Genomic DNA, 18,511 nt, shown 5'->3' on the forward strand with positions numbered 1-18,511 from the left:
CTTTGACAGCCCAGGAGCGCAGAAGCAGTGCCATCTTCGTCCTCTCCAGTAATTCAAACCGTTCTCGAACAGTCCTCGCGTGTCCTGCAGACATACGCCGTGGACCCCGGTCTTGTGGCCGAGCACGCCAACGGAGAGCGCCGCATCACCCAGGGTGGATATGGCGACCGCCAGCTTTTCGAGCTCGTCCAGAATGCGGCCGACGAAATGGCCGACGAGCAAGGCGGGCGAGTTTATGTCGTCCTCACGGAAACCCACCTGTACTGCGCGAACGAGGGTAATCCGGTAACCCCGGAAGGCGCGGAGACAATTCTTCGGATGAGTATGTCGAAGAAGCGTGGAGGCCAGATCGGGCGTTTCGGAGTGGGCGTCAAATCGGTTCTCGTGGTGACCGACGCACCGGAATTCTTCAGCCGCGACGGTAGTTTCGGATTCGATCGAGCGTGGTCGTACGAGCAGATCAAGGCCGTGCCCGGCGTGACGGCGCGCTACGGCCCGGAGTTCGACGCTCCCGTGCTGCGGATGGCCCGGCCTCTCGACATGCAGGCCGAGCGCGCCTCCGATCACGTCCTCGACGAACTGCTGAGCTGGGCCACCACCGTCGTACGCCTGCCCCTGCTCCCGAAGGCCGACGACCGGCTGGGCCGGGACATGCACGGCGGTCGCGCCAAGGACCACGGCGAGCCCCGCGAGGAATTCCCGGTCGGCTTCCAGCTCTTCTCGCCGCACGTCGCAAAGGTCGTACTGGAGGACCGCCGGCCACGGCCCATGGCCCGTCGGACGCTGACCGCCCGGCAGACCGGTGACCTGCACACCGTGATCGAGGAGCGAACCGGGAAGGCCGTCGCCACCGACCGGTGGCGCGTGTTCACGACCACCCACGAACCCGGTCCAGCGGCCCGCAGCGACGCCGGAGAGCTGCACGACCGGCTCTCGCTCGACCTCGCCTGGGGCGTCCCCGCCCTGGAGAAGGATCAGGAGAGCGGTTTGTACGTCAGCCCCCGATCGCGCGGACGCGGCAAGTTCTGGTCCTTCTTCCCGACCAAGTACGAGATGTCGCTGAGCGGCATCCTCAACGGGGCCTGGAAGACGAACGAAGACCGGCAGAATCTCCTCGACTCCTCCCCCTTCAACCAGGAGATGATCCGAGCAGCCGCGCAACTGGTCATCGAGTCGCTCCCGGCCTTGGCACCCGCCGAGGACCCGGCCGCCTACCTCCCCCTGCTGCCCGGCCGTGTGAAGGAGGCGATCAGCTGGGCGGACGAGTTCCTGACGGAAGAAATCTGGATGCGCGCCGCGGTGAACCCATCGCTTCCCGACCAGGACGGCGTGCTGCGCGTGCCGACCGAGCTTCGGGTGCACCCCCGTCCCAAGGACCCGAAGAAGGAGTCGAAATCTCTCCTGCGTTGGCTGCGGTGGTGGCACGAGTGCGCGGACCGTCCGGCGAACTGGCTGCATCCGAGCGTCGAAGTGGATGCCCTGCGCTCCGGCAAGGTCGAGCACATCCTTGGTGCGGCCAAGCACCAACGAGCCGACGTTCGCGACTGGTTGGAGGCCCTCGTCGAGAGCGGCACCGTGCAGGCCTCCGCGACGGCGATCCGCATTCTCGCCGACATGGTCGAGGTCGGTTCCCCGTTCGTCGAGGAGGCCCGTAAAGCCCACATCGTTCTCACCGAGGAGGACGGTCTCGTCGCCCCTGTGCAGGGCAAGGTCTACCGCCGCACCGACCAGGACGGACTGCGCGAGTCCACGGTGTACGTGGTCGACGAACTCGCCCAGGACCCCTCGCTGGCGCACGCGCTCGACGTCCTGGGCATTCGGGAGGCCGATGTAGAGGGCCGGTTCGACAGCGTTCTCGACCAGGGCTTCGATCACTACAGCCAATCGGACTGGGAGCGGTTCTGGGAGCTGTTCCGTCAGGCGGGGGTCCGTCGCCTGACCCACAAGGTCCTGGAGCGGGTGCCCGCAGCACGCTCGACGCTTCGGGTGCGGACCGCCGACGGTCGGTTCCGACCTGTCGAGGACTGCATGCTGCCGGGTGTCGTGGTCGACGCGAAACGGGACCCGAGCATCGCCGTCGACATGGCGTTCCACTCCGACGACACTCCCTTCTTCTCCCAGGTCGGCCTACGGGAACGACCGTCCGGCGGGATCCGGCCCCAGGAGGGCGAGGCGTGGTACGACGAGTACCGCGAAGCCCTCCACACCTCCTACCTGCGCCGCCTGGACAGCAGCGCCCCGCGCCCCGCGCTGAACCGGATGAAGACCGATGGCGCCCCGATCGGCGGCCCGCTCCATCTCTTTCGCGCTCTCTCCGAGGAATCCCGCGCCGCCTTTCTGAAGGTGCTGCCCGACGACGCCGTGGTGGACAACTGGACGCGCCAGATCGGTACGCAGACCAACACGCGGCAGCCGGTCGCCTCACCGATCCGGTGGATGCTGTGGAAGTACGGGACGGCCGTCACCTCCCAGGGGATCAAGCCGCTGAAGGAAGCCGTCGGCCCTCAGCTCGCCGCCTACCGCGACGTATTGCCGGTGGCCGAGATCTCTCCGGAGAAGGCCCGTAAGTTGCGGCTCCCGACCACCGTCGACGAGGTACCCGCCGACCGTTGGGACGCGCTCCTCGACGAGGTGACCCGCAGCGAGGACGACTCCTTCGTCGGCGCCACCTACGTGATGCTGACCCGGTTCGGCGCGGACTTCCCCGAGGACGCCCTGACTCGTTGCCGGATCGGCGATGGCTGGGGCACCCGCCCCGACGACGAGATCACCCTCGCCGTCGGGGCCGCCCAGTACCGCGCGCTGCGCGCCGAGCAGCTCCCTGCGCTGCTCGTACCTACCGCTGACGACGCCGAGCTGATGATCGAGAAGTGGGGCATGCTCCGCTATGCCGACGTGATCAGTCTGGAGACCCGTGAAGTCACCGAGGGCGACCCCGTGCCGCTGGTCGAGTTGTTCCCCGCCCTACGGCAGCGCCTGAACAGCGGGAACCGCAACAGCATGGTGCAACGGTGCAGCGAACTGGAGGAGGTCACCCGCACACCCAACGGGACGCACGCCTCCCCCCTCGACGCCGTGCGCCAGGACAGCACCGTCAAGGTCCGCGTTCCTCTGGACCCCGAGCCGATGCTGCGCCTGATCGACCGCGAACTCGGGCTGGGCCTCGGTGCCGCCGGTTGCCGTCAGGTCCTGGAGCACCAGGACCGTATGGCGCGGGACAGCGAGCTGAAGGCAGCGCAGAAGGCGGTGCGCGAGGCCGAGGACGTGGTGGCCAAGATCGAGCTGCTGATCGGGGCGGACGCGCTCCGGACCGGCCTCCCCGAGGGATTGATGGAGGCCGAGCTGCAGGCGACCGACGGGGTGGAGCCGTCCGGGCGCCGGATCGCGCAGATGGCATTCAACGCGCATGGTGACGGGGTGCTCCAGCAGCACGCCCGCGACATCCAGGCGCGCTTCCCCAACGCTCCGGTCGCATATGGGGGTTCGTCGGTTGCCATCGCGTTCGTCTCGGAACTGAAACTGCCTGCCGCTTTCGCCGGTTCGAGGACTCCGTCCCCACCTCCGTTCGAGACCGTCGAGGGCCCCCGGGACTTCCCGAGCCTCCACGAATACCAGGAGGACCTGGTCCGGAACATCTCCACCATGCTCGACCGACTGGCGCCCCAGCGCGGCATGCTGTCGCTGCCGACCGGCGCCGGCAAGACCCGGGTCACCGCCGAGGCCGTGATCCGTTGGGTGAAGCGGGTCGGCGACCTCAAGGGACCGCTGTTGTGGATCGCGCAGACCGAGGAGTTGTGCGAACAGGCCGTCCAGAGCTGGAAGTTCGTCTGGAGCAAGGTCGGCGCCGAACGGCCGCTCACCATCAGCAGGTTGTGGAGCACCAACGAAGTCGGGGACGTGGTCGATCACCCGCACCTGGTGGTCGCCACCGACGCCAAGCTCGAGCGGTGCCTTGCCACCGACCAGTACGCCTGGCTGCGCCAGGCCGCTCTGGTGATCGTGGACGAGGCGCACACCGCGATCTCCAAGCGGTACACCGAGATCCTGGGCCAGTTGGGACTCACCCAGTACGAGACCGGCCGGCATCTACTCGGTCTGACCGCCACCCCGTTCCGAAACCGCAACGAGGAGGAGACCCGCCGTCTGGCCGGCCGCTTCGGCAATCGGCGACTCGACGAAGGGGTCTTCCCGTCGGGCGACCCGTATCGCGACCTCCAGGACTGGGGGATGCTCGCGCAGGTCGAGCACCGCACCCTGGAGGGCGGCCGTATCGAACTCACTCGGGACGAGAAGACGCACGCCGATCGCATGGCCATGCTCTCCCGGTCCGCCGAACAGCGGCTCGCCGACGACCACGCGCGCAGTCGACGCATCGTCGACTCGGTGGCCGAACTTCCGGACGACTGGCCGACGTTGCTCTTCGCAACCTCCGTCGACCACGCCAAATACCTGGCGGCCATGCTCAACGACCGGGGTGTCCGGTCCGCTGCCGTGGACTCGACGACCAGTGCACAGGACCGTCGAACTCGCATCGAGAACTTCCGAAACGGACGCATCCGAGTACTGACCAACTACGGTGTGCTCACCCAGGGATTCGACGCGCCGGCCACTCGTGCCGTGGTCGTGGCCAGGCCGGTCTACAGCACCAATGTGTACCAACAGATGATCGGTCGCGGACTGCGCGGACCGCGGAACGGCGGCAAGGACAGCTGTCTGATTCTCAACATCAGCGACAACATCACCAACTTCGACACCGACCTCGCCTTCAACGAGTTCGAGCATCTCTGGAGCCGGAAGTGACCGACGTCTACCAGGACAGCCCTCCGCTCACCGACGAGCAACTGGCCGTGGTCGAGCAATCTTGGGACGCTCGGGTCCTGGTCACCGCAGGCGCCGGTGCCGGAAAGACCCACACCCTGGTACGTCGACTCGATGCCCTGTGCGGCAACGAGGACCCCGAACAGGCCCTGGAAGCTGCCGAGATCCTGGTGCTCACCTTCTCCCGGGCCGCCGCTCGGGAGCTGCGCGAGCGGATCTCCCGGCACGGGGAACGAGCGCATCGGGTACGTGCCCGGACCTTCGACGCCTGGGCCTACGAGGTGCTTCTCCAGGTGCAGCCGGACGGCGAGTGGGGAGCGGTCGACTTCGACGAACGGATCGCCGCCGCGACTCAGGCGATCGAAAGGGGCGCGCTGGAGATCGGCGACGCGGTCCCGCCGGCCCATGTCGTGATCGACGAGGTGCAGGACCTGTTGGGCGGGCGCCGCGAGTTGGTGGAGACGCTTCTCGACCGATACCAGGACAGCTGCGGCTTCACCGTCGTCGGGGACGCCGCCCAGTCGGTGTACGGCTTCCAGATCGAGGATCTGGGCGAACGCGCCGACGAGACCGGCCGGTTCTTCGACTGGCTGCGCTGCTCTTACCCCGACGACCTGGTGGAACTGCGTCTCACGCGGAACTTTCGGGCCAACACCGAAGAGGCTCGGGTCGCACTTCCCCTCGGCCCCCGTCTCCAGCGGTTGAACGATCCGGACGAGGCGGGAACTGTCTACGACGAACTGCGCGATCTCCTCCTGGATCCGGCGAACGGCATGGGCGGCCTCGACGACGAGTTCACCCTGGACGGCCTGCGGGAGGTGTCCGACACGTGCGCCGTCCTCACCCGTGACAACCAGCAGGCCCTCGTGGTCTCCGGGCTGCTGCACGCGCACGGCATCGCACACCGACTGCGGCGCCCGCTGGAGGAGCGTCCTGTGCCGTACTGGGTGGCCGAGTTGCTGCGGCGCACGGAGGCGACCGGCCTCACCGAGGACCGGTTCCGTGCTCTCCTCTCGGAGATCCCTCTGCGGTACGAACCGAATGCCACCGCCCTGTGGACGGTGCTGCGTCGGGTCGCTCGCGGAGCGGGGCGCGGTGTGCTCGATCTGGACCGACTGCGCCGCGCGGTCGGCGAGGGAAGATTTCCCGACGAAGCGGCTGACCCGGAGACGTCCCGGATCGTCGTCTCGACCGTGCATCGAGCCAAGGGGCTGGAGTTCGACCGGGTGATCGTCCTCACGCCACCGACCGTCACGGATCTCCGCAAGCGATACGAGGAAGAGTTGGACCTCCAGGCCGAGGCCCGAGCTCTCTACGTGGCGATGACCCGTGCCCGTCAGGACCTTTACCACGTCGCCCCGCCCGAACTGCCGCACTTCAAGTGGGCCGGGCGTCGGCGCCATGGCCGTCGTTACCTCGGGTCATGGCGGTCGTACGACAGGTACGGGATCGTCACCGACGCGGGCGACGTCTGCCGCGACAATCCGCCCGGCCACGAGACGAACGCCGTGGCCGCCCAGGAGTATCTCCTGGAACAGGTACGCCCCGGCGAGGAAGTGGTGCTGCGCAGGCGTCACGATCTACCGATGGGCGAGACACAGAGCCCGCCCTATGTGCTGGTACACGGTGGGCGGGAGATCGGCGAGGCGTCTTCCCGCTTCCGAGAGGACCTGTTCCAGGTGCAGAAGGTGAGCCGTACCTGGGATCCCTGGTGGCCCGACGAGATCCACGACCTGAGGATCGACAGCCTGGAGACCGTGACGGGCAGCACAGCCGCCGGCGCCAACGCCGGACTCGGTGATCGAGGTGTGTGGATCGCCCCGCGGATCACCGGCATCGGTCGATATCGGAGAGCCGACAACTACGAGGAGCAGGGCGCATGACGCAGGTGACAGGCCGACACTCCGAGCACTACCGGTTCCGGGACGAGGAACTCCTGGTGGGGCTCCGCCGTGAACTCCTCGGCCCCTCCGAGGACGCCGAGCCGGACGACCGGGGCGAGGTTCTCACCCAGGACGCGCCGATCGACCGCTATCTGACCGGCGTGCTGTATCCGCGTGCCGCGGACAGGGCCGCGAAGGAGCAGCAGGACGATGACGCGGGCGAACAGCAAGGCCTGGACGCCGCACCTCTGCTCACCCGCGACGACGTCGAGGAGTCCGGCACCGCGCAGGACGTCGGTGCCTCGGGGGACAGGCGTCCCTCCTCGATGGGTCTCACCTTCGCGGTCCGCCCCGCCATAAGCGGTTCGATCGTGGTCTCGGCCCGTGCGGCTGTCTACGAGCCCACCGATGCCGATGGCAGGCGCATCCCGGCCCGCCGCGCCGAGGCGCGTACCACCGCCGACCAGCGGGAGCGGTGGCGGCGCAAGGAGCTCGACCTCCCTGATCAGACCATCGAGGTGACCCGGCCGGATCCGAGGATGAGGATCGAGCTCTCCCCGGAAGCCGCGCTGCACGTCAACGTCCGGCGTCTCGATCAGACCACCCGCACGGTCACGATCACAGTCACGTTGATCAACACCCAGAAGGTCGGGGAGTGGGATCTCCAGGACGCCTTCTCCCTGTTCCAGTGCGGTCTGACGGTCCGGGCCGCCGACGGCTCAACCGCGTTCGTGGAGCGTCCCGCGCCCGCGGCCGGCCACGACCCGGAGATCGGCACGAGTCGGTTGCTGCACCGCCACGCCCCGACCTTCGCGGTCGGCCACGGCTGCTCCGCCGAGTGGGATTGGACTCCACAGCCGATCGGTATGACCGAGGCCGAGACGCCCGCCGTCCCCGAGGTGCGGAGCCAGTTCGTACCCAGCGTGGAGGTGCTTCTCACCGACTCCAACCCGGAGATCGACAGCTCGGCACTGTCCATGCTGGGGCTGGCCGAGCAGTCCGACTCCGAGGTCCTGGCCGCTCTGGAAGGGCTCGCCACGGGGTACGGGCACTGGATCGACCGCAAGTCGGCCGAGGCGGACGCTCTGACCGGCGGCCCTCACGAGAAGCCCGCGCGGGAGCAGGTGACGGCCTGCCGGGAGGCGCTCGACCGCATCCGTGAGGGCATCGAACTGCTGCGGACCAAACCCGATCTCATGCACGCGTTCCGTCTCGCGAACCGTGCCATGGCAGACCAGCGTGCCCGCAGCAAGTGGGTGAAAGACGGACGGGTCGGGGCCCCCGACCTCGCCGCCGGGCACTGGCGCCCCTTCCAGATCGCGTTCGTGCTGCTCTGCCTGGCCGGCATCGACGACCGCGAGCATCGCGACCGACAGACTTCCGACCTACTGTGGTTCCCCACTGGTGGCGGCAAGACGGAGGCCTATCTCGGGCTGATCGCCCTCACGTCGTTCCTGCGTCGCATCCGCAAGGGCGCGGACGGCGGCGGTGTCACCGTCCTCATGCGCTACACGCTGCGACTGCTCACCCTTCAGCAGTTCGAACGCGCGGCGATCCTGCTCTGCGCCATGGAGCGCATGCGGCGCCGGACGCCCGAGTTGGGCCGAGAGGAGTTCTCCGTCGGCATGTGGGTGGGACGTTCGGCCACCCCCAACACACTGGCCGTGGCAGGCCTGAAGCTGGACGAGCTACGGAGGAACCTCGACAAGCGCCTCGCCACCGAGAATCCCGTCCAACTGCACGCCTGCCCCTGGTGCGGGACCCGCCTCGACGCACGGAACTACGAAGTCGACGAGGACGCCAAGCGGATGCGCGTCCGATGCCCCGGCGCGGACTGCGACTTCACCGACGGCCTGCCCGTCCATCTGGTCGACGAGGCGGTGTACGACGCACGGCCGACCCTGGTGATCGCCACCGTCGACAAGTTCGCGTCGATGCCGTGGCGTCCCGCGACCTCCGCGCTCTTCAACCGCGACGACGACCCGGAGGGCGGCACCCCTCCCCCGGAACTGATCGTCCAGGACGAACTCCACCTGATCTCCGGCCCGTTGGGAACCCTCACCGGCCTCTACGAGACCGCCGTCGACGCCCTCGCCGGCCAGCCCAAGGTGATCGCCTCCACGGCGACCATCCGTCGCGCCGCCGACCAGGGACGCAACCTCTTCGCCCGCGATGTACGCCAGTTCCCGCCCGCCGGCCTCGACGCCCGCGACTCGTGGTTCGCCGTGGAGACACCGCGCGAGGAGAAGGCGAGCCGCCGCTACGTCGGCCTCCTGGCCCCCGGAACCAGCCAGTCCACCCTCCTGATCCGCACGTACGCCACCTTGCTGCACAGGGCCAAGCAGGCGAAGACCGAGGACGAGGTGCGCGACGCATACTGGAGTCTCATCGGCTACTTCAACAGCCTCCGGGTGCTGTCCGCGGCCGAACTCCAGGTCCATGACGACGTGGTGGCCTATCTGGAGCTGCTGGCCGAGCGTGAGGGAGTGGATGTCCGCTCGGTCTCCAACTACTCCGAGCTGACGAGCCGTATCGACGCCAGCGAGATCCCCACCCGCCTCAAGGGCATCGAGAGGCGGCTGCCCGACGACGACACCGTGGACGTCCTCCTGGCCACCAACATGATCGCGGTCGGCGTGGACGTGGACCGCCTCGGTCTGATGGCCGTGATGGGCCAGCCGCAGACGACCGCCGAGTACATCCAGGCCACCAGCCGGGTCGGCCGCACCCACCCCGGCCTCGTCGCGGTCATGCTCAACTCGACCCGATCCCGGGACCGTTCCCACTACGAGAGCTTCCAGCATTTCCACTCGGCCCTGTACCGCGAGGTCGAGTCCACCTCCGTCACCCCGTTCTCCGCCCGCGCCCGCGACCGGGGTCTGCACGCGGTCATCGTCGCTCTCGCCCGCATCATGATCCCCACTGCCCGCCTCAACGAGGGCGCCGGCCAGGTCGAGTCCTACGAAGACGTACTCCGGAATCGCATCAAGTCGATCCTCCTGGAGCGCGTGTCGGCGGTGACCCCGGAGGAGACCGACGCCGTGTCCCGGGCCTTCGACGAGTTCGTCGAGTGGTGGTGCCGCGAGGCCGACATCGACAGCAACCTGCTTTTCGAGCCTCAGAGGGGCAGTCGTGCCCCTTCGCTTCTGAAGGCGTACGACGACGAGTCCCAGGACGTCGAGGCATGGTCCACGTTGTGGAGCCTGCGCGATGTCGACGCCGAGACCGCCCTGTTCATGGAGGGAACCCGATGACCCCGCCCCCCGCCCGCCGTCGCCGGACCGGCGCGAACAGCGCCGCCCCCGCCCACAACTTTCCGCGACGTGGTGCGGTCCGCCGCGCCCAGGCGATCACCACATACGGCGTCGGGTCTCTCATCGCCGTCGACCATGAGTCCTTCATCGTTTCGGGCCTCGACGAGGCCGAGCAGAGCTGGAGCCGTGACGAGTCCCCGCGGATCTACGAACGGCGCCTGGCCCGAGTGCTCGGCGTCGACTACTTCCGGTTGCCGCCCGCTTCCGACGACACCAGCAAGGACGGTCTCCGGGTCCGGCGATTCCCCTTGATGCACTCCTGCCCTGAGTGCAACGACCTGCAGCGACACCGCGACTTCAACCCGCCCGCCGGTCGAAGCGTCTGCGGCACGTGCGAGGTCGACCTGGTCCCCTCCCGTTTCGTCGTCGCCTGCGAGGCCGGACACCTCGGCGAGTTCCCGTACTGGCAGTGGGTGCACCGCTCCACGGACCGCGGTGCCACTACGGCGGGACAGTGCGGGGGGAAGCTCAAGGTGCGCACGACCGGGCGCACTTCCTCGCTCCGCTCCATCCTCGTCTCCTGCACCTGTGGGCAGGCTCCCGAGGTCTCGATGGAGGGCTCCTTCCGCAGGCGCGCGCTCAAGGATCTGGGTCTCAAGTGCCGAGGACCCCGTCCGTGGCTCGGCGCGTCCGCCCCCGCCCAGGAGTGCGGACTCCCCCTGCGTACGTTGCAGCGTGGTTCGTCGGCGGTGTGGCAGCCGGTGTTGAAATCTGCGCTGTCCATCCCGCCTTGGAGCGACGGCCGCTCGGATCCGCTCGCCGAACACTGGGAGCAACTGCGCGAGCTGAACAGTCGAGCAGAGGTGGAAATGTGCCTCAAGTTCGTCTTCAAGGGTGAGAGCCCCGTTCCGATCGATGACGTCATGGCATTCCTCGTTGCTGAGCGGGAGGAAGACCCCACTGGTGACGAGGCGCCCTCGTTCGGCCATGGTTATCGCGCCCTGCGCAACAAGGAGTACGAGCGCCTCCGCGCGGGCAACGACGAGAGCGAGCACTCCCGCGACGAGCAGTTCGTCTGCGAGACCCCGCTGGGCGACCAGAGGGTGCTCGACCCGCTCGGCGTCACCGGCCCGATGCTGGTCAAGAAGCTTCGCGAGGTGCGCGCCCTGAAGGCGTTCACCCGGCTCGTCGACGCCGAGTCGACCACCGACTCCAAGGAGATGCCGCTGTCCGAACGTCCCCTGCGCTGGCTCCCCGCCATGGAGGTACGGGGTGAGGGAGTCTTCCTCCGACTGGATGAGGATCGGCTCGGCGTCTGGGAGAAGGCCCCGGCGGTGGCAGCCCGGGTCGAGCGGATGCGTACCGCCCACCAGCGGGTGCTGGAGCAGCGGGCCGACGATCCGAGCAGTGTCGTCCCCTCCCCCGCAACCCCTCGCATGGTGCTGCTGCACACTCTGGCCCACATCCTCATCAACGAGTGGAGCCTGGAGGCGGGCTATCCTGCCGCGGCCCTGCGCGAGCGCCTGTACGCAGCCGACGACATGGCCGGGGTCCTCGTCTACACGGCGACGAGTGACTCCGCGGGCAGCCTCGGCGGTCTCGTCGCCCGGGGCGAACCTGATCATCTTGAGCAGGCGATCCGTTCCGCCGTCCACAGAGCCGAATGGTGCTCCTCCGACCCGCTCTGCGTCGAGTCCGAAGCATCCGGCGCCGGCGGAACCAACCTCGCCGCCTGCCACGCCTGTGTGATGCTCCCGGAGACGAGTTGCGAGCACAACAACATCCTGTTGGACCGCGCGCTGCTCGTCGGTACCCCGGACAATCCGCACGTGGGCTTCTTCGCGAAAATGCTGGGCCACTGACGTCCAACCGGCCGTGAAGCAGAGCCACAGCTCCGCGCCGTGCACGATACCGATGTCGGTAGAGCGGAACCGGCCGCCGCACCGCGGCCGCCGGGCAGCCCCCTGCCTTGCGGGGCCAGATTTTGGCGGCATCGTCATCAGACTGCCTGGCGGGACTGGCCCTCGGACCCCGCGACCTGCACCTCGAAGTGCGTCTGCGCCTGGTCCAGCACCTCATCGGCATCGCAACCATGGACTCTGAGCCAGTGGAGAAGGTCCGTGATGACGTCGATCGCCGCCTCCTCGGTCACCCTCATGGTCAGCCTGCTCGGGTTGGGCTCACCGCGGTCTCTCACCGCCAACTCGCACCAGGTCACCTTTCGGTCGGCGTGGAGATCCACTCCCCAGCGATCGGTAACCGCATCGACAAGCGCCACACCCCGCCCGGTCTCGGAGTCGGCGCCCGCATCCTTGAGAAAGGGAAGGGCTCGCGTATCCGGGTCGTGGACCTCGATACGGAGATGCGCGCGGTTCATGCAGACGACGAGGGTGGCCGGTGTTCCGGAGCCGACATGGTCGATCACGTTGGCCACGAGCTCACTGACGCAGAGTTGGGCCAATTCGATCGACTCGTGCAGGCCCCATAGCGTCAGGTGGGTCCGCAGCACACGTCGAAGGGAGGCCACCTCCTCCGGCTCCGCCAGGAACGGAAGCTTCCATGGTTTCCTCCGCACGCACCGAGCGCCGTCCATGATCCAACTCCTCTGCCGGTCCGCCGAGTTGCCCTACGCATCGCGGCGCATACAGAGCGTTGCACTGGAACTCTCAAAATGGAACTCTCATATAGACCTGACCGGAGCGTGGAGCTACGGCGTGCGCCCCCGGCGCACACCACCTTGCAGTCGCTCGCGAGAAGACTTCACGATCTGACGGATCGACACGAAAGGCCCTGGACATGGCAGTCGGACCCACCACCCGTAGACGTCAACTAGGAGCCGACCTTCGTCGTCTACGCGAGCTCAAGGGTCTGACCCTTGAGGAAGCAGGGGCGCGAGTCGGTATCTCGAAGGCGACGCTCAGTCGCTATGAGACGAAGGAAGGCGCAGTCAAGTGGCCTGCTGTCGACGCCCTCTGCCGAGAGTACGGCGCCTCGGATGAGGAGCGTCTCGCACTTGTGGAGCTGGCCAAGGGAGCCAAGATCCAGGGCTGGTGGCGTTCCCTCGCGGATCCCATCCCCGAGTCCATGAACCTCATGCTCACTCTCGAGGACGAGGTCGTACGCGAAGACCACTACGGGTGCATGTACATCCCAGGGCTCCTCCAGACCCGGGCCTATGCCGAGGCAGTTCACCGAGCCTCGGAAGTGCAGTGCCCCGAGCGAGAGGTGCAGCACATGGTCGACATCCGCATGAAACGGCAGGAACTCCTGGAGCGAGACGAACCACCGCATATCTGGTGTGTGATCGACGAGGCAGCACTACGACGCAGAGTGGGCGGTCGCGACGTGATGCAGATGCAACTACGTCACCTGCTCACCATGTCCCAACTGCCGCACATCACCGTCCAGGTATTGCCGTTCTCAACGGGCGCACACGCCGCTGCCGTAGGCAGTTTCGTGGTCCTTCGGGGTCCGGATCGGGCGCTGGACGTGGTGTACGTGGACCTGCTCGGCGGTGGCCTCTTCATGGAGAAGCGCCCAGAACTGGAGCGTTATAGGTTGGCATTCGAGTACCTCAGCGCACAGGCACTCGATCTCGAGTCCTCGGCGGAGATCATCCACCGTATAAGCAAGGAGCTCTGATGACGGCGCCCTCGACGCACCAGTGGTTCAAGTCCTCTTACAGCGGTGGGAGTGGAACCGAGTGCGTGGAGTGTGCGCATGTCTACGATGGCGTCCTCGTGCGCGATTCCAAGCGTGACGATGGCCCCGTTCTGGCGGTCCAGGGGCGGGCGTGGCGATCCTTTATGGACGCTCTCGGTCAACACTCGCAGGCAATATCCGGCGCCAGTAGGGGGCACCGCGTTGCGCCCTGACCGCGGCCACCCGTTCCAGGCAGACGGCGCTCGCACGCTGACTTGGTTGCGCGCAATCCACTCCTACGCTCCCGAATGCGCAATCCGCGGCAATCCTTGAGCGCACCACAGCCCGCAATCGCATTTCCTGGACCTCCGCCCAACACAGATGGAGGGCGAACATGACGCTAAGGCTCCTCGGCACAACCAGCGACGGCGACTGCCCCACCCTCTACGACATCGAGGGCACGAACGAGATCCTCGTCCAAGGCGAGCGAGAGACCAACCCGGAGCATCTCGCCGAGCTTCGGGACGTCAAGGCGTCCGAGACCTTCGTCCGCGTCCCGCGCAGTCTGCTGACCCGCTTCGCGCCGAGGAGTGACGCTCCCGAACTCCAGCCGTTCGCCTCGATCTCCCATCTCTTCCGCGACTTCAAGCACACGGCTTGGCGCTTGGAGACCCGCCGCGGCTACGCATCGGACCGCAACAGCGCCAAGTGGCCCCGATTCCTCGCAGGCGAAGACATTGCCCGCGACCCCGACAACGCCTGGCGCGAGAACGTCCGCGCACAGACGGCGCAGGGCAAGCGGTTCGAGCGTGTTCGTCTGGTCGACGAGCCGGCCACCCAGGGTCAGGAGTTCCTCCTGGCCAGTGCGCCCAGCAACATCACGGCGGGCGAGGACATTCGCTGCCTGACTCGCGCCCAGGCGCGGGAGTTGCGGCTGCCGGACTACGACTTCTGGCTCTTCGACTCAAAGGTCCTGGCCCGCTTCGCCTTCGATGACGAGGACACCACTCTGGGTGTGTATGTCACTCAGGACCCGGCGGAAGTCCTCGTCGCCTGCCAGGCCCGGGATGCTGCCTGGCACCATGCGGTGCGTACCGAAGAATTCGCCAGGCGGGTACGTTCCACCGTGTGAGTACGGACTACCGGACCGCAAGAGAAGCCCTCGGCGCGCGGCTTCGTGAGCTGCGTACCGAGGCCGGTCTGGAAGGCAAGGACCTCGCCGCCAAGCTCGGTTGCCAGCCGTCGAAAGTATCGAGGCTCCAGAACGGCAAGCAGACCCCGTCCGCGGCGGACCTGACCGCCTGGGCTAGGGCATGCGGTCGCCCGGAGGCCGAGGCGGAGCTCCAGGGTCTTCGGGCCGGGCTGGAGATGAAGCAGCGACACCGGTCTTGGCGGCGCCGGCTCGCCGGCGGCCATCGCGGTCGGCAAGAGATCGCTGTGCGCCAGACCGAGGCCACGAAGACCATCCGCGGGCTTGAGGTGTCCCGTGTTCCCGGGTTGTTCCAGACACCGGAGTACGCCCGCGTCATCTTTCCCAGCGCCCGAACTGCTCCGCCGTCCCCTCAGGCAGGGAAAGACTGGCCCGCGTCCCCGGCACTTGACCGACCGAGCCCTCACTGACCGACTCGCGATGCGCGATTATTTGACCAACCGTTCCAGATAAGCGTATGGTCCTCGATGTGGCCAGGACCAAGGAATTCGATCCGGACGCCGCACTGCAGTCGGCCCTCGAGCTGTTCTGGCGGCGCGGCTACGAAGCGACGTCACTGGCGGACCTCGTCGAGCACCTCGGCATCGGCCGCGCCAGCATCTACGCGACCTTCGGAAGCAAGCACGAGCTGTATCTGAAGGCCATGGACCGGTACTCCGAGACGCGCGACCCGGCCCTCCTCGCCGACTTGTCCCAGCCGGGCCCCGCGCTGCCTGCGGTGCGGGCGGTAGTGCGCCGCTTCGCCGCGGAGGCCGCATCCCCGGAAGGCCGGCTGACCGGCTGTTTCGTCACCAACACCGCGGCCGAGCTGGCCCCGCACGACCCTGCGGCGGCCCGCCGGGTCGAGATCAGCTGGGAGCACATCGAGACCCTGCTGCACTCCGCGCTCGTACGGGCCCAGGCTCAGGGCGAACTGCCCGAGGGGCGCGATCCGCGTGCGCTGGCCCGCATGCTGCTCGTCCTGCTGCAGGGGGTGCGAATCGTCGGCAAGGCGTCGAGCGATCCCGCCAGGGTGCGGGACGCGGCCGAACAGGCTCTGGCCCTGCTGGGCTGACTCACACCCGCCGAAACCGCCGGGCCTCCTTTCGCATGCCCACTTTCGCATACCCAAATAATGAACCGATCGGTCAAATATCAGGGGGACGCATGACCGCCACGGGTGCCGCCCGCGTCGCCACCGTGCAGCAGCGATGCGCCTTCGTCCTCCTCGGTAGCGTCCAGGCCGCGCTGATCTTCACGCTCGCTGCGCTCGCCGTACCGCTGCCCCTCATCGGGCGCGAATTCGACCTGGAGCGAGCGGAGTTGATCCTGCTCAGCGCCGCCTACGGACTGACCTTCGCCGGGCTGCTGCTCTTTGGCGGACGCCTCGCGGACCGCTACGGCGGGCGGCGTGCCCTCACCGCAGGCCTTGTCCTCTTCGCCGCGGCCTCGGCGGCCGCCCCGCTCGCTCCCGGCATCGGGACACTGCTCGCAGCGCGCTTCGCGCAGGGCGCGGGGGCGGCTCTGATCGCGCCCGCCGCCATGGCCGTACTGCGTGCCGTCTTCCCCTCCCCACCCGCCTACAGCAGGGCGATGGCCACCTGGGGCGGGCTCTCGGTACTCGGCGCGACGGCGGGCAATCTGCTCTCCGGCGTCATCTCGGCGCTGCTGTCCTGGCGTTGGCCCTTCGCCGTACCGCTCGTGGTGGCCCTCGCAGCCCTCGCCCTCACGCCTCGGCTGCTGCCGGACAGCACACCGCGCCGGGGCAGGGCTCTCGACCTGACGGGTGCTCTGCTCGCCACCGCCGGTATCACCCTCGCCAGTTACGGACTCGTCGTCACCGATACCCGTCCCTGGTCGTCGGTCGGCGTGCTCGTGCCGCTGCTCTGCGGGGCCGCGCTGCTGGCCGCGTTCTGGTACGCCGAGCGCCGCGCCCGCGACCCGCTGCTGCCGCCCCGTTTCCTGCTCGACCGGCGGCGGGTCCTCGCTCTCGCGGCCATCGCACTGAGCGCTTGCGGAACCGCGATGACATTCGTGGTCCTCTCGCTCCACCTCCAGCAGGCGCGCGACTGGTCACAACTGCAGACCTCGGCGGCGTTCGTACCGTTCGCCGTTGCGCTGATCGCCTCGGGCCGGGCGGCAGGACCGCTGATCGGCCGGTACGGCGCCCGAACCGTCACAGTCGCCGGGCTCGGCACCGGCGCGGCCGGGCTCGCCCTCCTCGCGCTCACCGGGATCGACACACACATCTCATACGGCCATGGACTGCTGCCGGGCCTCGTGCTGTTGCCGGCCGGCGTGGCGGCCTCCTTCGCGGGAGCCGCCGTGCTCGCCACCACGGGCGTGCCGCAGCAGCAGACCGGGCTCGCGGGCGGCGTGCTGAACACGGCGATGGAATTCGGCCCCACCGTCCTGTTCGCGATCCTGCTCACGCTCGGCAGCGATGCCTCGTCCCTGGCCGCAACGGGGGCCGCTCTGGCCGTCGTGGCCCTCCTGAACCACCGCACCAAGTAATCCATCACTCAAGGGAGCAACCGGCATGAACCGCTTCACCGGCAAGACCGCCCTCGTCACCGGCGCAGGCTCCGGCCTCGGCCGAGCCATCGCGCTCGCCTTCGCCGCCGAGGGCGCATCCGTGGTCGCCGCGGGACGCAGCGCGGCCTCCCTGGACGAGACGGCCGGTCTCATCGAGGCCACCGGCGGCACGGCCACCGCCATCACCGCCGATGTCACCGACTCCGGCCGGCTCCAGAACCTCGTACGCGAGACCGTTGCCCGCTTCGGTGGACTGGACATCGCGGTCAACAACGCCGGAATACTCCGCGGCACCGGAGCCGTCGGTGAGGTGAGCGAGGAGGACTGGGACGCGGTGCTGCGAACCAATGTCACCGGCGTCTGGCTGGCCATGAAGCACGAGATCGCGCACATGAAGGGCAACGGTGGCGGCACCATCGTCAATATCTCCTCCAACCTGGGCGCCCACTTGCGGATCCCGAACCTCGGCGCGTACATCACTTCAAAGGCAGCGGTCTCCGCGCTGACCCGCGCCGCCGCTCTCGACCACATCCACCAGGGCATCCGCATCAACGCCGTCAGCCCCGGCGCCTCCGCTGCTCCCATGTCGCTGCGGCCCGGCGAGACCGAGGCCGACCGTGCCGAGCGAGTGAAGACAGAAAACCCGCTCGGCCGGGTCGCGGAAGCCGAAGAAGTAGCGGCCGCGGTGCTCTATCTCGCCTCGCCCGCGGCCGGCTCGGTGGTCGGCGCCGACCTGGTCATCGACAGTGGATCCTCGGCCTGACGGTCCGCAGACTTCGGCGACGCGCGGTGACGGGCCTCGCCCGCTGCGGCGAGGCCCATGGCATGGCGGCCGGGCCACGATCGACTTTCTGACCAAGAGCGAGGGCCAGGAGCACCGGCCTCAGCTCTCCGCGCGCGAGTGGACGACCTCTGAGCTTGGCTCTCAGCCGGGCAGGGCGTGCAGTTTCTTGCCGTGCAGGGCGAAGACGTGGGTGGGACCGCTTGATCTTCACGCACAGGCAGGCAGGGTGCGGCGCGAGAAGTCGCGCACGTTGGTGGTGGTCTGGCCGTTTCCGTAATTGTCGATCCAGACCGTGAGCTTCCTGCCTTCGTGCGCTCCGGCGGCATTCGCGGCCAGCGCCCTAGGTGCCACCCCGAGCCGCGCTTCCGGGCCCGATGGTCCCCGCGTACGACGCCCGCCTGGGCCT

The 18,511-nt window shown here is 68.1% G+C and carries 11 protein-coding genes and 1 pseudogene; 11 read left to right on the plus strand and 1 reads right to left on the minus strand.

The window, feature by feature from the left end; translation table 11 throughout:
* Positions 1-27: 27 nt before the first annotated feature.
* From ACP4J3_RS04555 to drmB, 4 genes are read left to right on the plus strand one after another with little or no spacing between them, the layout of a single operon-like run.
* Positions 28-4,800, plus strand: a complete 4,773-nt coding sequence (locus ACP4J3_RS04555) for a DEAD/DEAH box helicase (RefSeq protein ID WP_426530610.1) — start codon at positions 28-30, stop codon at positions 4,798-4,800.
* The gene (locus ACP4J3_RS04560) at positions 4,797-6,701 is read left to right on the plus strand and encodes a UvrD-helicase domain-containing protein (protein WP_426530612.1); all 1,905 of its coding nucleotides are present in this window, start codon (positions 4,797-4,799) and stop codon (positions 6,699-6,701) included. The genes ACP4J3_RS04555 and ACP4J3_RS04560 overlap by 4 nt, the downstream gene beginning before the upstream one ends.
* Complete coding sequence (locus tag ACP4J3_RS04565; RefSeq protein ID WP_426530614.1) at positions 6,698-9,955, plus strand: helicase-related protein; 3,258 nt, start codon at positions 6,698-6,700, stop codon at positions 9,953-9,955. Before ACP4J3_RS04560 ends, ACP4J3_RS04565 begins: the two co-directional genes overlap by 4 nt.
* Positions 9,952-11,817: a DrmB family protein gene (drmB, locus tag ACP4J3_RS04570; RefSeq protein ID WP_426530616.1), complete on the plus strand. Its 1,866-nt coding sequence runs from the start codon at positions 9,952-9,954 to the stop codon at positions 11,815-11,817. The genes ACP4J3_RS04565 and drmB overlap by 4 nt, the downstream gene beginning before the upstream one ends.
* A 137-nt stretch (positions 11,818-11,954) precedes the next feature.
* On the opposite strand, the gene ACP4J3_RS04575 is transcribed toward drmB, so the two are convergent.
* Complete coding sequence (locus ACP4J3_RS04575) at positions 11,955-12,548, minus strand: ATP-binding protein (RefSeq protein WP_426530618.1); 594 nt, start codon at positions 12,546-12,548, stop codon at positions 11,955-11,957.
* Positions 12,549-12,751: 203 nt separating this feature from the next.
* On the opposite strand from ACP4J3_RS04575, the gene ACP4J3_RS04580 reads away from it, so the two are divergent.
* The 7 genes and pseudogenes from ACP4J3_RS04580 to ACP4J3_RS04610 all read left to right on the plus strand — a co-directional run bounded on the left by ACP4J3_RS04580 (position 12,752) and on the right by ACP4J3_RS04610 (position 18,084).
* Positions 12,752-13,597, plus strand: a complete 846-nt coding sequence (locus ACP4J3_RS04580) for a helix-turn-helix domain-containing protein (protein WP_426530620.1) — start codon at positions 12,752-12,754, stop codon at positions 13,595-13,597.
* Entirely contained in the window at positions 13,597-13,830 is a 234-nt protein-coding gene (locus ACP4J3_RS04585; RefSeq protein ID WP_426530622.1) for a DUF397 domain-containing protein, read from the plus strand. Before ACP4J3_RS04580 ends, ACP4J3_RS04585 begins: the two co-directional genes overlap by 1 nt.
* A 161-nt stretch (positions 13,831-13,991) precedes the next feature.
* Positions 13,992-14,729, plus strand: coding sequence for a DUF6879 family protein (locus tag ACP4J3_RS04590; protein ID WP_426530624.1), 738 nt, complete (start codon positions 13,992-13,994; stop codon positions 14,727-14,729).
* Positions 14,726-15,139: pseudogene (locus ACP4J3_RS04595) on the plus strand (helix-turn-helix domain-containing protein); the annotation flags it as partial. The gene ACP4J3_RS04590 and the pseudogene ACP4J3_RS04595, both read left to right, overlap by 4 nt.
* A 137-nt stretch (positions 15,140-15,276) precedes the next feature.
* Complete coding sequence (locus ACP4J3_RS04600; RefSeq protein ID WP_426530626.1) at positions 15,277-15,861, plus strand: TetR/AcrR family transcriptional regulator; 585 nt, start codon at positions 15,277-15,279, stop codon at positions 15,859-15,861.
* A 92-nt stretch (positions 15,862-15,953) separates the two neighbouring features.
* Positions 15,954-17,300: an MFS transporter gene (locus ACP4J3_RS04605; RefSeq protein WP_426530628.1), complete on the plus strand. Its 1,347-nt coding sequence runs from the start codon at positions 15,954-15,956 to the stop codon at positions 17,298-17,300.
* Positions 17,301-17,325: 25 nt separating this feature from the next.
* Positions 17,326-18,084 carry an SDR family NAD(P)-dependent oxidoreductase gene (locus ACP4J3_RS04610; RefSeq protein ID WP_426530630.1) on the plus strand — a complete coding sequence of 253 codons (759 nt, stop codon included), beginning with the start codon at positions 17,326-17,328 and terminating at the stop codon, positions 18,082-18,084.
* Positions 18,085-18,511 lie beyond the last annotated feature (427 nt).

This window comes from Streptomyces sp. UG1 (assembly GCF_049974585.1).
Lineage (GTDB): Bacteria > Actinomycetota > Actinomycetes > Streptomycetales > Streptomycetaceae > Streptomyces.

Coding starts and splice junctions, on each gene's coding strand:
- ACP4J3_RS04580 (WP_426530620.1), top strand. CDS start 12,752: ATGGCAGTCGGACCCACCACCCGTAGACGTCAACTAGGAGCCGACCTT.
- ACP4J3_RS04590 (WP_426530624.1), top strand. CDS start 13,992: ATGACGCTAAGGCTCCTCGGCACAACCAGCGACGGCGACTGCCCCACC.
- ACP4J3_RS04585 (WP_426530622.1), top strand. CDS start 13,597: ATGACGGCGCCCTCGACGCACCAGTGGTTCAAGTCCTCTTACAGCGGT.
- drmB (WP_426530616.1), top strand. CDS start 9,952: ATGACCCCGCCCCCCGCCCGCCGTCGCCGGACCGGCGCGAACAGCGCC.
- ACP4J3_RS04575 (WP_426530618.1), bottom strand. CDS start 12,548: ATGGACGGCGCTCGGTGCGTGCGGAGGAAACCATGGAAGCTTCCGTTC.
- ACP4J3_RS04605 (WP_426530628.1), top strand. CDS start 15,954: ATGACCGCCACGGGTGCCGCCCGCGTCGCCACCGTGCAGCAGCGATGC.
- ACP4J3_RS04610 (WP_426530630.1), top strand. CDS start 17,326: ATGAACCGCTTCACCGGCAAGACCGCCCTCGTCACCGGCGCAGGCTCC.
- ACP4J3_RS04565 (WP_426530614.1), top strand. CDS start 6,698: ATGACGCAGGTGACAGGCCGACACTCCGAGCACTACCGGTTCCGGGAC.